Consider the following 15,851-nt stretch of genomic DNA (forward strand, 5'->3'; position numbering starts at 1 on the left):
ACCCGGGGCTGCGCCAACCGCCGCGTTTTTGTTAACCTGTCACGTTTCCGCGCTTTATCTGCCGCATCACCCACCATGCGTACCGCACGCCGCTATCTGGCTCGTGAAATTTACCGCTCCTGTGCAGTGGTCCTGCTGGCCCTGCTGGGGCTGTTCACGTTTTTCGCGCTGGTCGACGACCTGGACAACGTGGGCGACAAGTTCAGCATGCTGGCGCTGTTCTACATGCAGGCGCTGGCCCTGCCCACCCGGCTGTACGATCTGCTGCCCATCGGCCTGCTGATCGGCGCGATCCTGGCGCTGGCCGGCCTGGCGCAGCGCAACGAGCTGGTCATCCTGCGCGTCTCGGGGGTCAGCGGCATGCGGCTGCTGGGCATGCTGTGGGTCATTACCATTCCGCTGATGATAGGCGCGACGCTGCTGTCCGAATTCGTCACGCCGGCGGCCGAGATCAAGAGCGGCGAGGCCGACCTGACGTTCCGCGGCAAGACCGGCGGCGGGCGCCTCAACAGCGGCTACTGGTTCAAGGAACCCACCCCGCAGAACGGCACCCGCATTATCAATATCAAGACCCTGCTGGCCGACGGCCAGGTCAAGGACGTCACGCTGTACGAGTTCCGCTCCGACCTGGAAATGACCGCGCTGTGGACCGCGCCCAACGGCCGGTTCAGCCGCGGCGACCTGGTGCTCACCGACGTCAGCGAAACCCGCATCGACGAGCACGCCCCGTCGGCCCTGGCCGACGCCAAGCAGCCCAAGGAGCCGCCGGCGCGGGTCACCAAGGTGCCCGAACTCAAGCTGGACACGACGCTCAGCCCCGAGCGCCTGCTGGCGCGGGTGCTCACGCCCGAACGCATGTCGGCGCTGACCCTGGTCGACTACATCGAATACCTGCGCCACAACCAGCTGCAATACGACCGCCAGGTCGTGGCGCTGTGGCGCAAGCTGGTCTATCCGTTTACCCTGTTGGTAATGATCACCATCGCGGCGCCCATCGGCTTCATGCAGACCCGCCGCGGCGGCGTGGGCGCCAAGGTCTTCATCGGCATCCTGCTGGGCGTGGGCTTCTTCATGCTGAACCAGCTCGCGCTGAACGTCGGCATGCTCAGCCGCTGGCCGCCCTGGATCACGGCGCTGGGACCGAACCTCGGCGCCCTGCTGCTGGCTTTCGGCGCGCTGTCGATGATGGAATACCGTCACGCCATAGCGCGTTTCATGCAACACCGCTGGCCTTGGAGAAAAGTTCCTGCATGAAAGGCAATATCTGGACCATAGGCGACGTGCAGGGCTGCTGCGCGCCGCTCGCAGAATTGCTGGCGCACCCCGAGATCGCCGGCGATACCGACAGTCGTTTCTGGTTTGCCGGCGACCTGGTCAACCGCGGCCCGCAATCGCTGGCCGTGCTGCGGCGCATCATGGCCATGGGCGAGCGCTGCACGGCCGTGCTGGGCAATCACGACCTGCATTTGCTGGCGGCCTACGCGGGCGTGCGCAAACCCTCCAAGTCCGACACGCTGGACGAGGTGCTGCAGGCGCCCGATGCCGTCGACCTGATCGACTGGCTGCGGTTCCGGCCGCTGGCCCACTACGAAGCGGGCCACCTGATGGTGCACGCGGGCGTGCTGGCCAAATGGGACGTCGCCAAGACCCTGGCGCTGGCCGGCGAGGTCGAGCAGGCCTTGCGCGGCCCGAACTGGCGCAAGGCGCTGCAGAAGATGTACGGCAACGAGCCCGCCACCTGGAAGGACGACCACACGGGCGGCAAGCGCATGCGCGTCATCATCAATGCCCTGACCCGCATCCGCCTGTGCACCCCGTCCGGCCACATGGAGTTCGCCACCAAGGTGGCGCCGGGCGCCTGGCCGGCCGGCCTGGTGCCCTGGTTCGACGTGCCCAACCGCGCCACCCGCGACGTCACGGTCGTGTTCGGCCACTGGTCGACGCTGGGCCTGCTGATGCGCCCCGACGTCATCTGCCTGGATACCGGTTGCGTATGGGGCGGCGCGCTGAGCGCCCTGCGCCTGCATGACCGCAAACTCGTGCAGGTGAAATGCAAACGTTTTCAGGATCCCAACGGCGACTGAACGCCGCCGCGGGCGGCCACGCGCCGCCCGGGCCGGCTACAGCTCGCCGGCGATGGCGTTGCGCACCATGTGCGAGAGCTCCAGCCGGGTCGGCTGATGCCCTTCGGCATGCTGCGTAGGCAGGGGCTCCAGGAACACCACCTCCACCGCCAGCCCGGTCGTCCCCAATACCCGCCACAGATTGGCCACCAGGGTTTCCTCGCCGACGAAAGCGGCAAAGCCGCTGCGCTGGCCGCGATGCATGAACCGCAGCGCCACCGGCTGGATATCCACGCCTTCGGCGCGCGCCGGCTCGAACAGGCTGGCATGGAACGGGCGGGTCGTGAAGCCTTCGGTCGTCGTGCCCTCGGGAAACAGGCCCACGGCATCGCCGCGGGCGAAGCAGTCATGGATCGACTGCCCCATGGCATGCACCGCGTGGCGCTGCGTCCGGTCGATGAACAAGGTACCCGCGCCGGCGGCAAGGTAGCCGATGACCGGCCAGGCGCGGATCTCGCTCTTGGCCACGAACGACGTCGCGCGCACCGAGTTGACCACGAAGATGTCGATCCACGAGACATGGTTGGCGACCCACAGCACGCCGCCTCGCAGGCGCGGCGCGCCGCGCACATGCACGGCAATGCCGCACAGCCGCATCAGGCACGCCGACCAGCACCGGTTCAGCCGGGCCCGCTGGTCCTGGCGCAGCCCCCGGTACACCAGGGTCACGCACAGCAGGCCGAACAGCACCCAGGGCACCACCAGGAACACGCGGAAAACGAAGCGCAGCAGTTTCAAGCAGGGGTCTCCCAGACCGTACGCCCCGCCATCAGGGTCGCCCGTACACGGCCGGGCAGCATCATACCCGCGAACGGCGTGTGCACGCTGCGGCTGCGCATGGCGGCCGGCGCGGCGGTTCAGTCGGCGTCCAGGTCGACCAGGCACAGGTCGGCCGGCGCGCCCGCCGCCAGTTCGCCGCAGGGCGGCGGCGCCGCCGTGGCGGCGCGCAGGATGGCCGCCGGCGCGCTGGTGACCAGGGCCAGCGCCCGCGCCAGGGGCACGCGTTCGCGCTGCGCCCATTTCAGCGTCAGCGACAACAGCAGCTCCAGGCCGCTGGCGCCCGCCTCGGCCTCGGCGAAGGGCAGCAGCTTGCCGGTATCGCCGACCGGCCTGTGGTCGGAGCAGATGGCATCGATGGTGTCATCCGCCAGCCCGGCGACGATCGCATCGCGGTCGCGCTGGCCGCGCAGCGGCGGGTCGAGGCGAAAGCGGCTGTCGAAAAAGCCGATGTCCACATCGGTCAGGTGGATCTGGTGGGCGGCCACGTCGCAGGTGAGCGGCAGGCCCTCGCGGCGCGCGGCGCGCACCAGCGCCACGCCGGCTGCGCTGGACAGGCGCATCAGGTGCACGCGCGCGCCGGTGGCGCGCTGCAGTTCGAAAATCGTGTGCAGCGCCAGCGTCTCGGCCTGCACCGGCACCTCGGCCAGGCCCAGCCGCGACGCATAGGCGCCGGCCGCGGCCACGCCGTCGCGGCCCATCCAGGGGTCCAGGGGCCGCAGCCACAATGCCAGCCCGAAGGTGCGCGCGTATTGCATGGCGCGCCACAGCACCCGGGTATCGGCCACCGGCAAGCCGGCCTGGGAAAAGGCCACGCAGCCGGCCTCGGCCAGGGCGGCCATCTCGCTGAGCCGTTCGCCGCGCAGGCCCTCGGTCAGGGCGCCCAGCGGGTGCAGCTGTGCCTGGCCGGCCTGGTGCGCGCGGTGGCGCAGCATTTCCACCCGGCCCGGCTCGTCCAGCGGCGGGTCGGTATCCGGCGGCACGACCAGCCGGGTCACGCCGCCGGCCAGCGCAGCCTGCATTTCGCAGGCCAGCGGCGCGAGCCCGGCGCCGTGCACGCGCGCCGACAGGTCCACCAGGCCCGGCAGCACGGCCAGCCCGCGCGCGTCGATGTGCTGCTGCGCCTGGAAGCCCGCCGGCGCCTGGCCGATGGCGGCGATGCGGCCGTCCGCCAGGTAAAGGTCGGCGCGGGCGTCGGCGCCGCTGGCAGGATCGATCAGCCGGCCGCCGGCGATGCGTACCGTGCGCACCGTCATGGCCGTACTCCCGCGACCAGGCTCATGGCGGCCATGCGCACCGCGATGCCGAATGTCACCTGGTCCAGTATCACGGCCTGGCCGCTGTCGGCCACCTCGGAGGCGATCTCGACGCCGCGGTTCATCGGCCCCGGGTGCATCACGATGGCGTCAGGCCGGGCCAGCGCCAGGCGGGCCTGCGTCAGGCCATAGTGCTTGAAGTATTCGTGCGCCGACGGCAGCAGCGCGCCGCGCATGCGTTCGTTCTGCAGGCGCAGCATGATGACGACGTCGGCGTCGCGCAGCCCTTCTTCCATGTCGGTACAGACGCGCACGCCCATCTGCGCCAGCCCCTCGGGCAGCAGCGTGGCCGGCGCCACCACGCGCACTTCGGGCACGCCCAGCGTGGTCAGGGCGTGGATGTCGGAGCGCGCCACGCGCGAATGCAGTACGTCGCCGACGATGGCCACCGTCAGCTGGTTGAAATCGCCCTTGTGGTGACGGATGGTGTACATGTCCAGCAAGGCCTGCGTGGGATGCGCATGGCGGCCGTCGCCGGCGTTGATGACATGGACATGGGGCGCCACGTGCTGCGCGATCAGATACGGCGCGCCGCTGGCGCCGTGGCGCACCACGAACAGGTCGGCCTGCATGGCCGACAGGTTGGCGATGGTATCGAGCAGGGATTCGCCCTTGGACGTGGACGAGGCGGCGATGTTCAGGTTGACCACGTCGGCCGACAGGCGCTTGGCGGCGATCTCGAAGGTGGTGCGCGTGCGGGTGGAGTTCTCGAAGAACAGGTTGAACACGCTTTTGCCGTGCAGCAGGGGCAGCTTGGGGAATTCCTGTCCGGGCGCCGGCACGAAGGTGGCGGCCAGGTCGAGGATCTGCTCGATGATGCGGCGCGGCAGGCCTTCGGTGGACAGCAGGTGGATCAGCTCGCCGTGGCGATTGAGTTGGGGATTGAGCATGGGCAGCGGCAGGTCAGGGCTGCGACAGGGTATCCAGGTAACGTTGCAATATGACGGCCGCGGCGACCGCGTCGTCGGCGGCATGCGTGCCCAGCAGTTGCTGGGCCTCCATGCTGGAGCTGCGCTCGTCGACCAGCTCGACCGCCAGGCCGAAGTGGCCGTGCAACTGGTTGGCGAAGCGGCGCGCCCGCGCGCTGGCGGGCTGCTCCTGTCCGTCCAGGGTCAGCGGCAGGCCCACCACGGCGCGCTGCGGCTGCCATTCCTGCAGCAGCTGGCCGATGCGGCCGAAGCGCGCCGCGCGCGTCTCCGAGAAAATGATTTCCAGCGGGCGCGCCTGGCGGGTCAGGGTATTGCCGATGGCAATGCCGATCTTCTTTTCGCCGAAGTCGAACGCCAGCAGGGTTTCCTCAGGCATGGCCGGCGCCGCCCGCCAGCATCACCGGGTCGACGCCCAGCAGCTTGAGCGCGGCCGGGTAGCGGTCTTCGGGCGCGACATCGAAAATGATGTGCGAGTCGGCGCCCACGCTCAGCCAGGAGTTCTGCGCCATTTCGCTTTCCAGCTGCCCGGCGCCCCAGCCGGCATAGCCCAGCGTCACCAGCATGCGGGCCGGGCCGTTGCCGTCGGCCACGGCCTGCAGCACATCGCGCGAGGTGGTCAGGGCCAGCTCGCCGAGGTTGATGCTGGAGGTGTAGTCGCCGGCCGGCGCGTGCAGCACGAAGCCGCGGTCGGTCTGCACCGGTCCGCCGAAGAACACCATTTCATCCTTGACCGGGCCGATTTCCAGCTTGAGATCGATGCGCTCGAACAGCGTTGCCAGGGTCAGGTCGGTCGGCCGGTTGATCACCAGGCCCAGCGCGCCGCGCCGGGTGTGCTCGCAGATGTAGATGACCGTGCCGGCCAGGCTTCCCTCGACCACGCCAGGCATGGCCAGCAGGAACTGGTTGGAGAAATCGGTCGACAGCTCGTCGTCGTCCGGGATGTCGTCGGCGTCTGGGCGATGTGAGTCGGTCATGGCAGCCCCCTTGGTAGCGGGTAGTCGGGACAGTCGCGGCAAGCCGGCGAAGGCGGCCACGGGCGCGGCCATCACGGCCTGGCGTGCTCAGATTTCCATCAGTTCGAAATCTTCCTTGCGCGCTCCGCATTCCGGGCAGACCCAGTTCGGCGGAACGTCTTCCCAGCGGGTGCCGGGGGCAATTCCTTCATCGGGCAGGCCAGCCTCTTCGTCATAGACCCAGCCACAGATAAGACACATCCAAGTACGCATAGTTCTCTCTTGCACTGCTGTCGCTTGCTCCGACCTCCGGGGCAAGTCCGTCAAGCATCCATTAGAATGGGCACATCTTACCGAAACACAACCGGGAGCGTCTGAGCTAGCTCAAGATGCGGCCCGATTACCCCTTTTTCGCCGTCGTTCCTGTCTTGGACTCCGTTACGCCTCCCCTCGTTCTCATTATCGGCCCCGTGGATCCGTCCGGCGCCGATGGCCTGCCCGCCGACGCAGTCAGTTGCGCCCGGCTGGGCTGCCACGCCCTGGCCGCGGTCACCGCGCTGACCGTGCAGGACACGGCCGGCATCGAAGAAGTCCACCCGGTGGCCCCCGAATTGCTCGACGACCAGGCACGCTGCCTGCTGGAAGACATGTCGGTGCAGGCCATCAAGGTCGGCGCGCTGCTGTCGGCCGAGGCAGCCAGCGTGGCCGCGCAGATCGCCGCCGACTACAGCCACGTGCCGCTGGTGCTGCACCTGGGCCAGCGCACGCCGCTGCCGCAGGATGCCGCCGACCAGGACGACGCCGACGACCTGCTGGCCGCCACGCTGGAACTGGTGCTGCCGCAGACCGACCTGGTCGTGGTCGAGCACGTTCGCCTGGCGCAATGGCAGGCCGACGGCAGCATCGACACCAGCGGCGCGCCCTCGCCCGCCCACGCCTTGCTGGCGGGCGGCGCGCAATGGGCGCTGGTGCTGGGTTCGCCGGCGCGTCCCGGCCACCAGGTCAACATGCTGGTGGGGCCGGAGGGCCAGACCAGCACCTGGCCGTGGCAGGCCCCCCCCGACCGCAACGGCGACACGGGCGGCGTCGCCGCCATCGCGGCCGCCGCCATGCTGGCGCAGGGGATGGAAATGCCGCGCGCGGTGGAACAGGCCCTGGCGCATGCCGAACGCACCATCGCCGCCAGCTTCCTGCCCGGCATGGGCCGCCGCCTGCCCAACCGCGTGGCCCAGTCATGAAGACGCTGCGATTTCCCGCCGGGCTCTACGGCATCACCCCCGAATGGGACGATACCGACCGCCTGCTGGCGGCCGTGCGCGCCGCGGCGGCCGGCGGCATGACGGCGCTGCAATTGCGGCGCAAGCTGGCCGACGAACGCCTGCGCGCGGCGCAGGCGCGCGCCCTGGCGCCGCTGTGCCGCGAGCTGGGCGTGGTGTTCCTGGTCAACGATCACTGGAAACTGGCCCTGGATGTGGGCGCCGACGGCGCGCACCTGGGGCGCGACGACGCCGACCCGGCCACCGTGCGGGCGCAGGCCGGCGCCGGCCTGCTGCTGGGCGTGTCCTGTTACAACGACCTGCGGCGCGCGGACGCCCTGCTGGCCGCCGGAGCCGACTACGTCGCCTTCGGTACGGTGTTTGCCTCGCCCACCAAGCCCGAGGCCGTGCATGCGCCGCTGCAAACCCTGACCGAGGCCCGCGCCCGGGTGCTGGCCTGCCCCGCGCCGCGTCCGGCGGTCGTCGCCATCGGCGGCATCACGCCGGCCAACGTGTCGCAGGTGGCCCAGGCCGGCGCCGATTCAGCCGCGGTCATCAGCGGCCTGTTCGAGGCGCCCGACATTCAGGCGGCCGCGCGCGCATGCGCCGCGGCTTTCTCCGTCAACCCCTAACCCTGCCGTATCCGCCATGTCCACCAACGCCGAACTCTTCGATCGCGCCTGCCGCAGCATTCCCGGCGGCGTCAATTCGCCCGTGCGCGCCTTCCGCTCCGTAGGCGGGACCCCGCGCTTCATCCAGCGCGCGCAAGGCCCCTACGTCTGGGACGCCGAGGGCAAGCAGTACATCGACTATGTCGGTTCCTGGGGCCCGGCCATCCTGGGCCATGCCCATCCCGAAGTCGTGCGCGCCGTGCAGGAAGCGGCCGTCCACGGCCTGTCGTTCGGCGCGCCCACCGAAGCCGAGGTGGAGCTGGCCGAAATGCTGATCGCCCGCCTGCCGTCGCTGGAGCAGGTGCGCCTGGTCAGCTCGGGCACCGAAGCCACCATGACGGCCATCCGCCTGGCGCGCGGCGCCACCGGCCGCCACAAGATCATCAAGTTCGAGGGCTGCTACCACGGCCACTCCGACAGCCTGCTGGTCAAGGCTGGCTCGGGCCTGCTGACTTTCGGCAACCCCAGCTCGGCCGGCGTGCCGCCGGAATTCGTCGCGCACACCCTGACCCTGGAATTCAACAACCTGGCCGTGGTCGACGCCGCGTTCAGCCAGCACGGCGCCGAGATCGCCTGCGTGATCGTCGAGCCGGTGGCCGGCAACATGAACCTGATCAAGCCGGCCGAAGGCTTCCTGGCCGGCCTGCGCGAACTGTGCACCCGCCACGGCGCGGTGCTGATCTTCGACGAGGTCATGACGGGTTTCCGCATCGGACCGCAAGGCGTGCAGGGCCTGACCGGCGTGCGTCCGGACCTGACCACGCTGGCCAAGGTCATCGGCGGCGGCATGCCGGTGGGCGCCTTCGGCGGCCGCGCCGACCTGATGGCCCATATCGCCCCGCTGGGCGGCGTCTACCAGGCCGGCACGCTGTCGGGCAACCCGGTGGCGGTGGCCGCCGGCCTGGCGACCATGCGCCTGATCGGCGAGCCCGGATTCTACGAGCGCCTGTCGGCCCAGACCGCGCGGCTGGCCCAGGGCCTGCAGGAGCGCGCGCGCGCAGCTGGCGTGCCGTTCTCGGCCGACGCCATCGGCGGCATGTTCGGCCTGTACTTCGGTGACCGCGTCCCCGCCTCGTTCGCCGAAGTGTCGGCCTGCGACACCGAGGCCTTCAAGCGCTTCTTCCATGCCATGCTGGAGCGCGGCATCCACTTCGCGCCGTCCGCCTTCGAGGCTGGTTTCGTCTCGGCCACGCACGACGACGCCGTCATCGACGCCACCCTGGAGGCGGCCGAACAGGTGTTCGCCACGCTGCGCGCCTGATCCCGCCGCGACGGGCAGGGCCCGGCCCATCGGATTGTTACGATCCGATGGGCTTCACTTTTTTGTTTTGGATCAAAAAAATCAGTGACATAGCGCGAAATCCAGGGAAACCCCGGCTCGATTGATTTCACGATCTATGGCTTAATATAACTCGATATTTCCACATATTACCCACCTATGACATCGCCGACCGGCCCTGCCCCGACGCGCGGCAGCGGGCCGGACCCGCAGGAACAGACATGACCATCGCAAATGCGCTCCAGCTCGAGCTGGACGAGGCGACGTGCGTCCTATCGGCCGCCTATGCCCCGACCGGCGAGAACGACACGCTGCCCACCTGGGACACGCTGGTGGCGGCCGTGCAGGCGCGCGGATGGCCGGCCACGGTGCTCGACCAGATCAGCGCCATCGTGTTCATCGAACAATGCCGCGATACGGCCGGCCCGGTCGAGGCCTGCATCGGCGAGGTGCGTAACGGCACATTCGAGCTGGAGGTGGCCGAAGACCGCATGAGCGCGCAGCTGACCCTGCGTGCCCCCAAGGGCGGCCAGCCGGTCGGCGAATCCGACCTGCTGGCCGGCCTGCAGGCGCACGGCATCGTGCACGGCCTCATCCCCGAAGCGCTGCGCCAGGCCCTGGAGCGCGGCGCCTGCGAGGCCCTGGAGATCGCGCGCGGCACCCTGCCCGAGGCGGGCGAGCCGGCGCGCTTCGAAAGCCTGCTGGACGCGCTGAAGACGCGCCTGAGCGAGGATGACGAGAACGCCATCATCGATTACCGCAACCTGGGCGACCTGACCCTGGTGTCGGCCGGCACGCCGCTGATGCGCCGTATCCCGGCGACCCCGGGCCAGCCGGGCACCAACGTGCTGGGCGGCCCGGTCGCGCCGCCGGCCGTGGCCGACCCGCCCTTCGCCCCCAAGCTCAATGGCGTGGAGGTCGATCCGGAAGACCCCGGCCTGCTGCGCGCGGCCATCGCCGGCTCGCCCATGCTGGTGCAGCACGGCGCCACGGTCAATTCGCTGGTGGAAGTGCCCGCGGTGGACCTGAGCTCGGGCAACATCGACTTCGAGGGTACCCTGCGCGTCAAGGGCGACATCACCGCCGGCATGCACGTGCGGGTATCGGGCGATGTCGTGGTCAACGGCACGATCGAGGCGGCCCACGTCGAGGCCGGCGGCAACGTCACCGTCAACGGCGGCATCATCGGCAGCGCCGAAGGGGTCGCGGACAGCCGCGGCGGCAGCCGCATGGCCCGCATCGTCAGCGGCGGGTCGGTCAAGGCGCGCTTCATCGACAACGCGCAGGTGCGCGCCGAGAAGAACGTGGCGGCCGAACGCGAGATCCGCCAGAGCACGGTGACCGCCGGCGAAACCATCACCGTCGGCCCGCCGGGCTCGCAGCAGGGCGTGATCACCGGCGGCACGGCGCATGCGTACAAATCGGTGCACGCCGGAACGCTGGGCTCGATGGCCGGCATTCCCACCGTGGTGCGCGCCGGCCTGAACCCGCACGCCAACGCCAAGCGCGCCGCGCTGGAGACGCGCGCGCGCGAGCTGGAAGAGGAAAAGGCCAAGCTGGAAAAGCTGATCCTGTTCCTGCACAACAACCCGGCCAAGAACGTCAACAACATGAGCGAGCGCGCCCGCCAGACGCACGCCAAGATCAGCGCCGACCTGGTGGAGCTGCAGGCCGAGGACGCACGCCTGGCCAAGGAGCTGCAGCCCCTGGAGACCGCCATGATCGTGGCCTCGCGGCGCTTCTTCGGCGGCGTGACGCTGCACCTGGGCGTGAAGGTGACCGAATTCCTGGAGGACCAGGTCGGCGGCAAGGCCGTGCTGGAGCAGGGCGAGCTGGCGATCCGCTGACGGGCCGGGCAGTAGGGTGCCTGTCCCGGCGGGGACAGGCACCCTGGCCGCGGGTGTCGCTCCCCCTGCGGGACAGGCGCCCGGATCGCCGCGTCAGGGAATCACGGCGGTGACTTCGATTTCGACCTTGGCCCGGTCCTCGATCAGGTCGGCGACTTCGACCGCGGTCATGGCCGGGAAATGGCGGCCGATCAGCTCGCGATAGTGCTTGCCGATTTCCGGATAGGACGCCACGTACTCCGCCTTGTTCTTGACGTACCAGGTCATGCGCACGATGTGCTGCGGCCCGGCGCCGCCTTCGGCCATGATGGCCAGGACATTGACCAGGGTCTGGCGCACCTGCTCGGCGAAATCGTCAGTCTCGAACTGCTGTTGGCCGTTCCAGCCCACCTGCCCGCCGACGAACACCAGCTTGGAGCCGACCGCCATCTCGGTCAGCGTGCCGTTCGAATAGCCTCGCGGCGCGAGCCAGTCCGGCGGTTGCAGAATTTTCATGTCATGGATCCTCTTGTAAAAACGTTATGCGTCCCGCGCCTGCGGCGACAGGAACGCCTGCATGCGGGCGCGCAGGTCATCGGGTAGCGGCGTCGAGCACATGCTGCGCAGGTCCACCGTGACGATGGTCAGGTCGGCCGACAGCCGCAGACGGTCGTCCGGCCCCAGAAACCGCACATCCGCGCGAAACGACGCTCCCCCGATGCGTCGCACGCTCAGCTCCTGCCGCAGGCGTTCGTGCCAGCGGCTGGGCGCGCTGAAGTCGCACTGCACCGACGCCAGCGGCGTACCGATATGGCGGTCCACGTGCAATGCATGAAACGGCAGGCCCATGCCCTTGTCGAACCACTCTTCGACAAAGTCATTGATCATCTCGAAATAGCGCGGGTAGAACACGATGCCGGCCGGGTCGCAATGCCGGAACCGCACCTCCACCTCGCTGACGAACGGCTCGGCCACCTCAACCCTCCGCCGCCATGCGGCGCAGCGCGAAACGCTGCAGCTTGCCCGTCTCGGTGCGCGGCAGCGCATCGACGAACTCGATGGCGCGCGGATACTTGTACGGCGCGATGCCGGCCTTGACGAAGGCCTGCAGCGCCGCGGCCAGCGCGTCGTCCGGCTCGTAGCCGGGCTTGAGCACCACATAGGCCTTGACCAGCTGCCCCCGGTCGTCATCCGGCGCGCCCACCACCCCGCACTCGGCCACCGCCTCGTGGCGCAGCAGCGCGTCCTCGACCTCCGGGCCGGCGATGTTGTAGCCCGCCGAGATGATCATGTCGTCGTTGCGCGCCTGGTAGAAGAAATAGCCATCGTCGTCGCGCAAGAAGGTATCGCCCGGCAGGTTCCAGCCTTGCTGGACGAAGCGCTGCTGGCGCTCGTCGGCCAGATAGCGGCAACCGGTGGGGCCCTTGATGGCCAGCCGCCCCACCGTGCCGTTGGGCACCGGGCGCATCTGCTCGTCGACCACCTCGGCCACGTAGCCCGGCACCGCCTTGCCGATGGCGCCCTGGCGGACCTCTTCGGGTGGGCTGGAGACGAACACGTGGATCATCTCGGTGCCGCCGATGCCGTCGATCATCTCGATGCCGGTGGCCTGCCGCCACAGCTGGCGGGTGGCGTCGGGCAGCGCCTCGCCGGCCGACACGCTCTTGCGCAGCGACGAGATGTCGTACTTGGGCGCGAGCGCGGCCATCTGGCGATAGAAGGTCGGCGCGGTGAACGAGATGGTGGCGCGGAAATCGTGGATCAGCGCCAGCAACGTGTCGGGGCTCAGTTTCTCGGCCAGCACGGCGCTGGCGCCCACGCGCAGCGGAAAGCACAGCAGCCCGCCCAGCCCGAAGGTGAAGGCCAGCGGCGGCGTGCCGCAGAAGATGTCGTCGGGCCCCGGCCTGATGACGTGGCGCGGGAACAGGTCGCACATGGCCAGCACATCGCGGTGGAAATGCATGCAGCCCTTGGGCGCGCCGGTGGTACCGCTGGTAAAGGCGATCAGGCACACGTCGTCGGCGGCGGTGTCGCAGGCCGGGAAATCCTCCGGCTTGGCCGCGGCGCGCGCGTCCAGCGCATCGGGCGCGCCGTCGTTGAACAGCATGACCTGGCCCAGTCCGGGGCAATAGTGCTCGTGGGCGGGCGCGGCGCAGTGCAGCGCCTCGTCCTTGAGCCGGGCATCGCACAGCACGGCCTGCACCTGCGCCTTCTCGATGATCTGCCTGAGCTCCTTGGCGCGCAGCAGCGGCATGGTGGGCACCGTGACCAGCCCGGCCTTGATCGCGCCCAGCCAGGCGGCGGCCATCATCGGATTGTTGGGGCCGCGCAGCAACAGGCGGTTGCCCGGCACCAGGCCCATGTCCTCGACCAGCACGCGGGCGATGCGGTTGGTCAGCGCCTGCAGCTGGCCGTAGGTCATGGTCTCGATCCGCTCGTCCTGGCGCCAGCGCAGCGCCACGCGTTCGCCATGGCCTTGGCGCACCATGGCGTCGACCAGCTCGGCGGCGCAATTGAAGCGCTTCGGATAGGCCACGTCGGGACCGTCGAGCAGGAATTCGGGCCACTCGCTCGCGGGCGGCAGGTTGTCGCGCGCGAAGCTGTCCAGGTGTGCGGAGGGTTCCATGGTTGTTTCCCCTGTGTCGATGATGTGGATCTCGCCGCGCTCAGGACTTGAGCAGTTCCCGGGCGATGATCAGTTTCTGCACTTCCGTGGCGCCCTCGTAGATGTGCAATGCCCGGATCTCGCGGTAGAGGCGCTCGACCGTGGTGCCCGCCACCACGCCCGCGCCGCCGAACATCTGCAAGGCCCGGTCGATGACCGCCTGGGCCGATTCGGTGGCCGTCATCTTGGCCATCGCCGCCTCCCGCGTGGTGCGCACCTCCTGCACGTCGCGCATCCACGCGGCGCGGTAGGTCAGCAGCGCCGACGCATCGACGGCGGTCGCCATGTCGCCCAGCGCGGCCTGCGTCAGCTGCAGGTCGGCCAGGGTCTGGCCGAACATGCGGCGCCCGCGCGCCCGCGCCAGGCCCTCGTCCAGCGCCCTGCGCGCAAAGCCCAGCGCGGCGGCCACCACCGAGGCGCGGAAGATGTCCAGCGTCATCATGGCCAGCTTGAAGCCCTGCCCCGCCTCGCCCAGGCGCCGGGACGCCGGGATGCGGCAGTCGGCAAAGCGCAGCCGGGCCAGCGGATGCGGCGCGATCAGGTCGATGCGCTCGGCGATCTCCAGCCCCGGCGTGCCGGCATCGACCACGAACGCGCTGATGCCGCGCGCGCCGGGCGCCTCGCCGGTGCGCGCGAACACGCAATAGAAATCGGCGATGCCGCCGTTGGAGATCCAGGTCTTCTCGCCATTGAGCACATAGCCGTCGCCGTCGGCGCGCGCCTCGCAGGCAAGCGCCGCCACGTCCGAACCCGCCTCGGGTTCGGACAGCGCGAAAGCGGCGATCGCCTCGCCGCGCGCCACCGGCGGCAGGTACTGTTGACGCAGCGCATCGCTACCCATCAGCGAAATGGCGCCGCTGCCCAGCCCCTGCATGGCGAACGCGAAATCGGCCAGCCCGTCGTGACGCGCCAGGGTTTCGCGCAGGATGCACACGGCGCGCGAGTCGATCTTGGGCAGGCGCCCGCCCCAGCCACCGCCCGGCCCGGCCGGCACCGCATATCGCAGCCAGCCGGCCTGGCCGAGGCTGCGCACCAGGGCGCAGCAGGCGGCGTCGGTGTCGCGATGGTCGATGGCCGCCAGCGCCGGGCCGCACCAGGCCTCCAGTTCGCGCGCCAGTTCGCGATGGAGGGGGTCGAAGAAGGGCCAGTCCTGCCAGGAAAGATCCGGCATGCTCAGTCCCCCTCGAACACCGGCTTGCGCCTGGCCACGAAGGCATCGTAGGCGCGGCGGAAATCCTGCGTCTGCATGCAGATGGCCTGCGCCTGCGCCTGCGCCTCGGCCTCGATGGCCTCGTCCACGCCCATGTTCCATTCCTGGTGCAGCAGCTTCTTGGTCACGCCGTGCGCGAAGGTCGGACCGGCGGCCAGCTGCTCGGCCAGCGCCAGCGCCGCGCCGGACAGCTCGGCCGGATCATGCAGCGCATTGAAGAACCCCCATTGCAGGCCCTCGTCGGCATTCATGGCGCGGCCGGTGTACAGCAGCTCGCTGGCGCGGCCCTGGCCGATCATGCGCGGCAACAGCGTGCAGGCGCCCATGTCGGCGCCGGCCAGCCCCACGCGCGTGAACAGGAAGGCCGTGCGCGCCGCCGGCGTGCCCAGCCGCATGTCCGAGGCCAGCGCCATCATCGCCCCGGCGCCGGCGCACACGCCGTCCACCGCCGCCACGATGGGCTGCGGACACGCCCGCATGGCCTTGACCAGGTCGCCGGTCATGCGGGTGAAGTCCAGCAGCTCGGGCATGCTCATGCGCGTCAGCGGCCCGATGATCTCGTGCACATCCCCGCCCGAGCAGAAGTTGCCGCCCGCGCCGGTGAGCACCACGACCTTGATGTCGGTGGCGTAGACCAGGCCGCGGAACAGATCGCGCAGCTCGGCGTACGAGTCGAACGTCAGCGGGTTCTTGCGTTCCGGCCGGTTCAGCGTGATGGTGGCGATCTTGCCGTCGTCGGACACCTGCCACTGGAACGTGCGCGCGGCATGGCCAGCATACGGCCGCTTGTGGTGCTTCATGGTGTGGACTTGCTCGGATTGCGTCATTTCCTCTCCGTTTTCGGGT

General features: G+C 69.6%; 16 protein-coding genes and 1 pseudogene. 6 read left to right on the top strand and 11 right to left on the bottom strand.

Annotated elements, in window-relative coordinates; genetic code table 11:
• The first annotated feature begins 75 nt into the window (after window positions 1-75).
• Together lptG and BN118_RS01655 are read left to right on the top strand one after the other, a co-directional pair.
• Complete coding sequence (gene lptG, locus BN118_RS01650; RefSeq protein ID WP_010929739.1) at window positions 76-1,254, top strand: LPS export ABC transporter permease LptG; 1,179 nt, start codon at window positions 76-78, stop codon at window positions 1,252-1,254.
• On the top strand, window positions 1,251-2,084 hold the full coding sequence (locus BN118_RS01655; RefSeq protein WP_010929738.1) for a symmetrical bis(5'-nucleosyl)-tetraphosphatase: 834 nt from the start codon (window positions 1,251-1,253) through the stop codon (window positions 2,082-2,084). The genes lptG and BN118_RS01655 overlap by 4 nt, the downstream gene beginning before the upstream one ends.
• A 36-nt stretch (window positions 2,085-2,120) precedes the next feature.
• Here the strand turns inward: BN118_RS01655 and BN118_RS01660 are convergent, their stop codons facing one another.
• The 6 genes and pseudogenes from BN118_RS01660 to BN118_RS01685 form a co-directional block, all read right to left on the bottom strand.
• Window positions 2,121-2,861: a lysophospholipid acyltransferase family protein gene (locus tag BN118_RS01660; protein WP_010929737.1), complete on the bottom strand. Its 741-nt coding sequence runs from the start codon at window positions 2,859-2,861 to the stop codon at window positions 2,121-2,123.
• A pseudogene (locus BN118_RS01665) lies at window positions 2,858-4,156 on the bottom strand (dihydroorotase). Before BN118_RS01665 ends, BN118_RS01660 begins: the two are co-directional and overlap by 4 nt.
• Window positions 4,153-5,106, bottom strand: coding sequence for an aspartate carbamoyltransferase catalytic subunit (locus BN118_RS01670; RefSeq protein WP_003820560.1), 954 nt, complete (start codon window positions 5,104-5,106; stop codon window positions 4,153-4,155). The pseudogene BN118_RS01665 and the gene BN118_RS01670 overlap by 4 nt, the downstream one beginning before the upstream one ends.
• Before the next feature lie 13 nt (window positions 5,107-5,119).
• The gene (gene ruvX / locus BN118_RS01675) at window positions 5,120-5,521 is read right to left on the bottom strand and encodes a Holliday junction resolvase RuvX (protein ID WP_014905447.1); all 402 of its coding nucleotides are present in this window, start codon (window positions 5,519-5,521) and stop codon (window positions 5,120-5,122) included.
• Window positions 5,514-6,119: a YqgE/AlgH family protein gene (locus BN118_RS01680; protein ID WP_010927118.1), complete on the bottom strand. Its 606-nt coding sequence runs from the start codon at window positions 6,117-6,119 to the stop codon at window positions 5,514-5,516. Before BN118_RS01680 ends, ruvX begins: the two co-directional genes overlap by 8 nt.
• Window positions 6,120-6,206: 87 nt before the next feature.
• Window positions 6,207-6,371: a rubredoxin gene (locus BN118_RS01685; RefSeq protein ID WP_003814980.1), complete on the bottom strand. Its 165-nt coding sequence runs from the start codon at window positions 6,369-6,371 to the stop codon at window positions 6,207-6,209.
• 116 nt (window positions 6,372-6,487) lie between these two features.
• On the opposite strand from BN118_RS01685, the gene BN118_RS01690 reads away from it, so the two are divergent.
• The 4 genes from BN118_RS01690 (at window position 6,488) to BN118_RS01705 (ending at window position 11,151) form a co-directional block, all read left to right on the top strand.
• Window positions 6,488-7,336 (top strand): hydroxymethylpyrimidine/phosphomethylpyrimidine kinase, encoded by an 849-nt coding sequence (locus tag BN118_RS01690; RefSeq protein WP_010929734.1) that lies wholly within the window; start codon window positions 6,488-6,490, stop codon window positions 7,334-7,336.
• Complete coding sequence (gene thiE / locus BN118_RS01695; protein ID WP_003814984.1) at window positions 7,333-7,986, top strand: thiamine phosphate synthase; 654 nt, start codon at window positions 7,333-7,335, stop codon at window positions 7,984-7,986. Before BN118_RS01690 ends, thiE begins: the two co-directional genes overlap by 4 nt.
• 16 nt (window positions 7,987-8,002) lie before the next feature.
• Window positions 8,003-9,286 (top strand): glutamate-1-semialdehyde 2,1-aminomutase, encoded by a 1,284-nt coding sequence (gene hemL, locus BN118_RS01700; RefSeq protein WP_014905448.1) that lies wholly within the window; start codon window positions 8,003-8,005, stop codon window positions 9,284-9,286.
• Window positions 9,287-9,525: 239 nt separating this feature from the next.
• The gene (locus tag BN118_RS01705) at window positions 9,526-11,151 is read left to right on the top strand and encodes a DUF342 domain-containing protein (protein ID WP_010929732.1); all 1,626 of its coding nucleotides are present in this window, start codon (window positions 9,526-9,528) and stop codon (window positions 11,149-11,151) included.
• Window positions 11,152-11,244: 93 nt separating this feature from the next.
• Here the strand turns inward: BN118_RS01705 and BN118_RS01710 are convergent, their stop codons facing one another.
• The 5 genes from BN118_RS01710 to BN118_RS01730 are packed head-to-tail and all read right to left on the bottom strand — an operon-like array spanning window position 11,245 to window position 15,832.
• A complete protein-coding gene (locus BN118_RS01710; protein WP_003814990.1) occupies window positions 11,245-11,646 on the bottom strand; it encodes a RidA family protein in 402 nt (133 codons plus the stop codon).
• A 24-nt stretch (window positions 11,647-11,670) separates the two neighbouring features.
• A complete protein-coding gene (locus BN118_RS01715; protein WP_014905449.1) occupies window positions 11,671-12,105 on the bottom strand; it encodes an acyl-CoA thioesterase in 435 nt (144 codons plus the stop codon).
• A 1-nt stretch (window position 12,106) separates the two neighbouring features.
• Window positions 12,107-13,756 carry an AMP-binding protein gene (locus BN118_RS01720; protein ID WP_003814996.1) on the bottom strand — a complete coding sequence of 550 codons (1,650 nt, stop codon included), beginning with the start codon at window positions 13,754-13,756 and terminating at the stop codon, window positions 12,107-12,109.
• A gap of 40 nt (window positions 13,757-13,796) precedes the next feature.
• Entirely contained in the window at window positions 13,797-14,966 is a 1,170-nt protein-coding gene (locus BN118_RS01725) for an acyl-CoA dehydrogenase family protein (protein ID WP_010929731.1), read from the bottom strand.
• 2 nt (window positions 14,967-14,968) lie between these two features.
• Complete coding sequence (locus BN118_RS01730; protein ID WP_010929730.1) at window positions 14,969-15,832, bottom strand: enoyl-CoA hydratase family protein; 864 nt, start codon at window positions 15,830-15,832, stop codon at window positions 14,969-14,971.
• Window positions 15,833-15,851: the final 19 nt, after the last annotated feature.

This window comes from Bordetella pertussis 18323, from assembly GCF_000306945.1.
Classification (GTDB): domain Bacteria; phylum Pseudomonadota; class Gammaproteobacteria; order Burkholderiales; family Burkholderiaceae_B; genus Bordetella; species Bordetella pertussis.

Excerpts from the sequence above, each read along its gene's own strand:
- lptG (WP_010929739.1), top strand. The coding sequence starts at position 76 with ATGCGTACCGCACGCCGCTATCTGGCTCGTGAAATTTACCGCTCCTGT.
- BN118_RS01655 (WP_010929738.1), top strand. The coding sequence starts at position 1,251 with ATGAAAGGCAATATCTGGACCATAGGCGACGTGCAGGGCTGCTGCGCG.
- BN118_RS01670 (WP_003820560.1), bottom strand. The coding sequence starts at position 5,106 with ATGCTCAATCCCCAACTCAATCGCCACGGCGAGCTGATCCACCTGCTG.
- ruvX (WP_014905447.1), bottom strand. The coding sequence starts at position 5,521 with ATGCCTGAGGAAACCCTGCTGGCGTTCGACTTCGGCGAAAAGAAGATC.
- BN118_RS01680 (WP_010927118.1), bottom strand. The coding sequence starts at position 6,119 with ATGACCGACTCACATCGCCCAGACGCCGACGACATCCCGGACGACGAC.
- BN118_RS01685 (WP_003814980.1), bottom strand. The coding sequence starts at position 6,371 with ATGCGTACTTGGATGTGTCTTATCTGTGGCTGGGTCTATGACGAAGAG.
- BN118_RS01690 (WP_010929734.1), top strand. The coding sequence starts at position 6,488 with ATGCGGCCCGATTACCCCTTTTTCGCCGTCGTTCCTGTCTTGGACTCC.
- thiE (WP_003814984.1), top strand. The coding sequence starts at position 7,333 with ATGAAGACGCTGCGATTTCCCGCCGGGCTCTACGGCATCACCCCCGAA.
- hemL (WP_014905448.1), top strand. The coding sequence starts at position 8,003 with ATGTCCACCAACGCCGAACTCTTCGATCGCGCCTGCCGCAGCATTCCC.
- BN118_RS01705 (WP_010929732.1), top strand. The coding sequence starts at position 9,526 with ATGACCATCGCAAATGCGCTCCAGCTCGAGCTGGACGAGGCGACGTGC.
- BN118_RS01710 (WP_003814990.1), bottom strand. The coding sequence starts at position 11,646 with ATGAAAATTCTGCAACCGCCGGACTGGCTCGCGCCGCGAGGCTATTCG.
- BN118_RS01720 (WP_003814996.1), bottom strand. The coding sequence starts at position 13,756 with ATGGAACCCTCCGCACACCTGGACAGCTTCGCGCGCGACAACCTGCCG.
- BN118_RS01725 (WP_010929731.1), bottom strand. The coding sequence starts at position 14,966 with ATGCCGGATCTTTCCTGGCAGGACTGGCCCTTCTTCGACCCCCTCCAT.
- BN118_RS01730 (WP_010929730.1), bottom strand. The coding sequence starts at position 15,832 with ATGACGCAATCCGAGCAAGTCCACACCATGAAGCACCACAAGCGGCCG.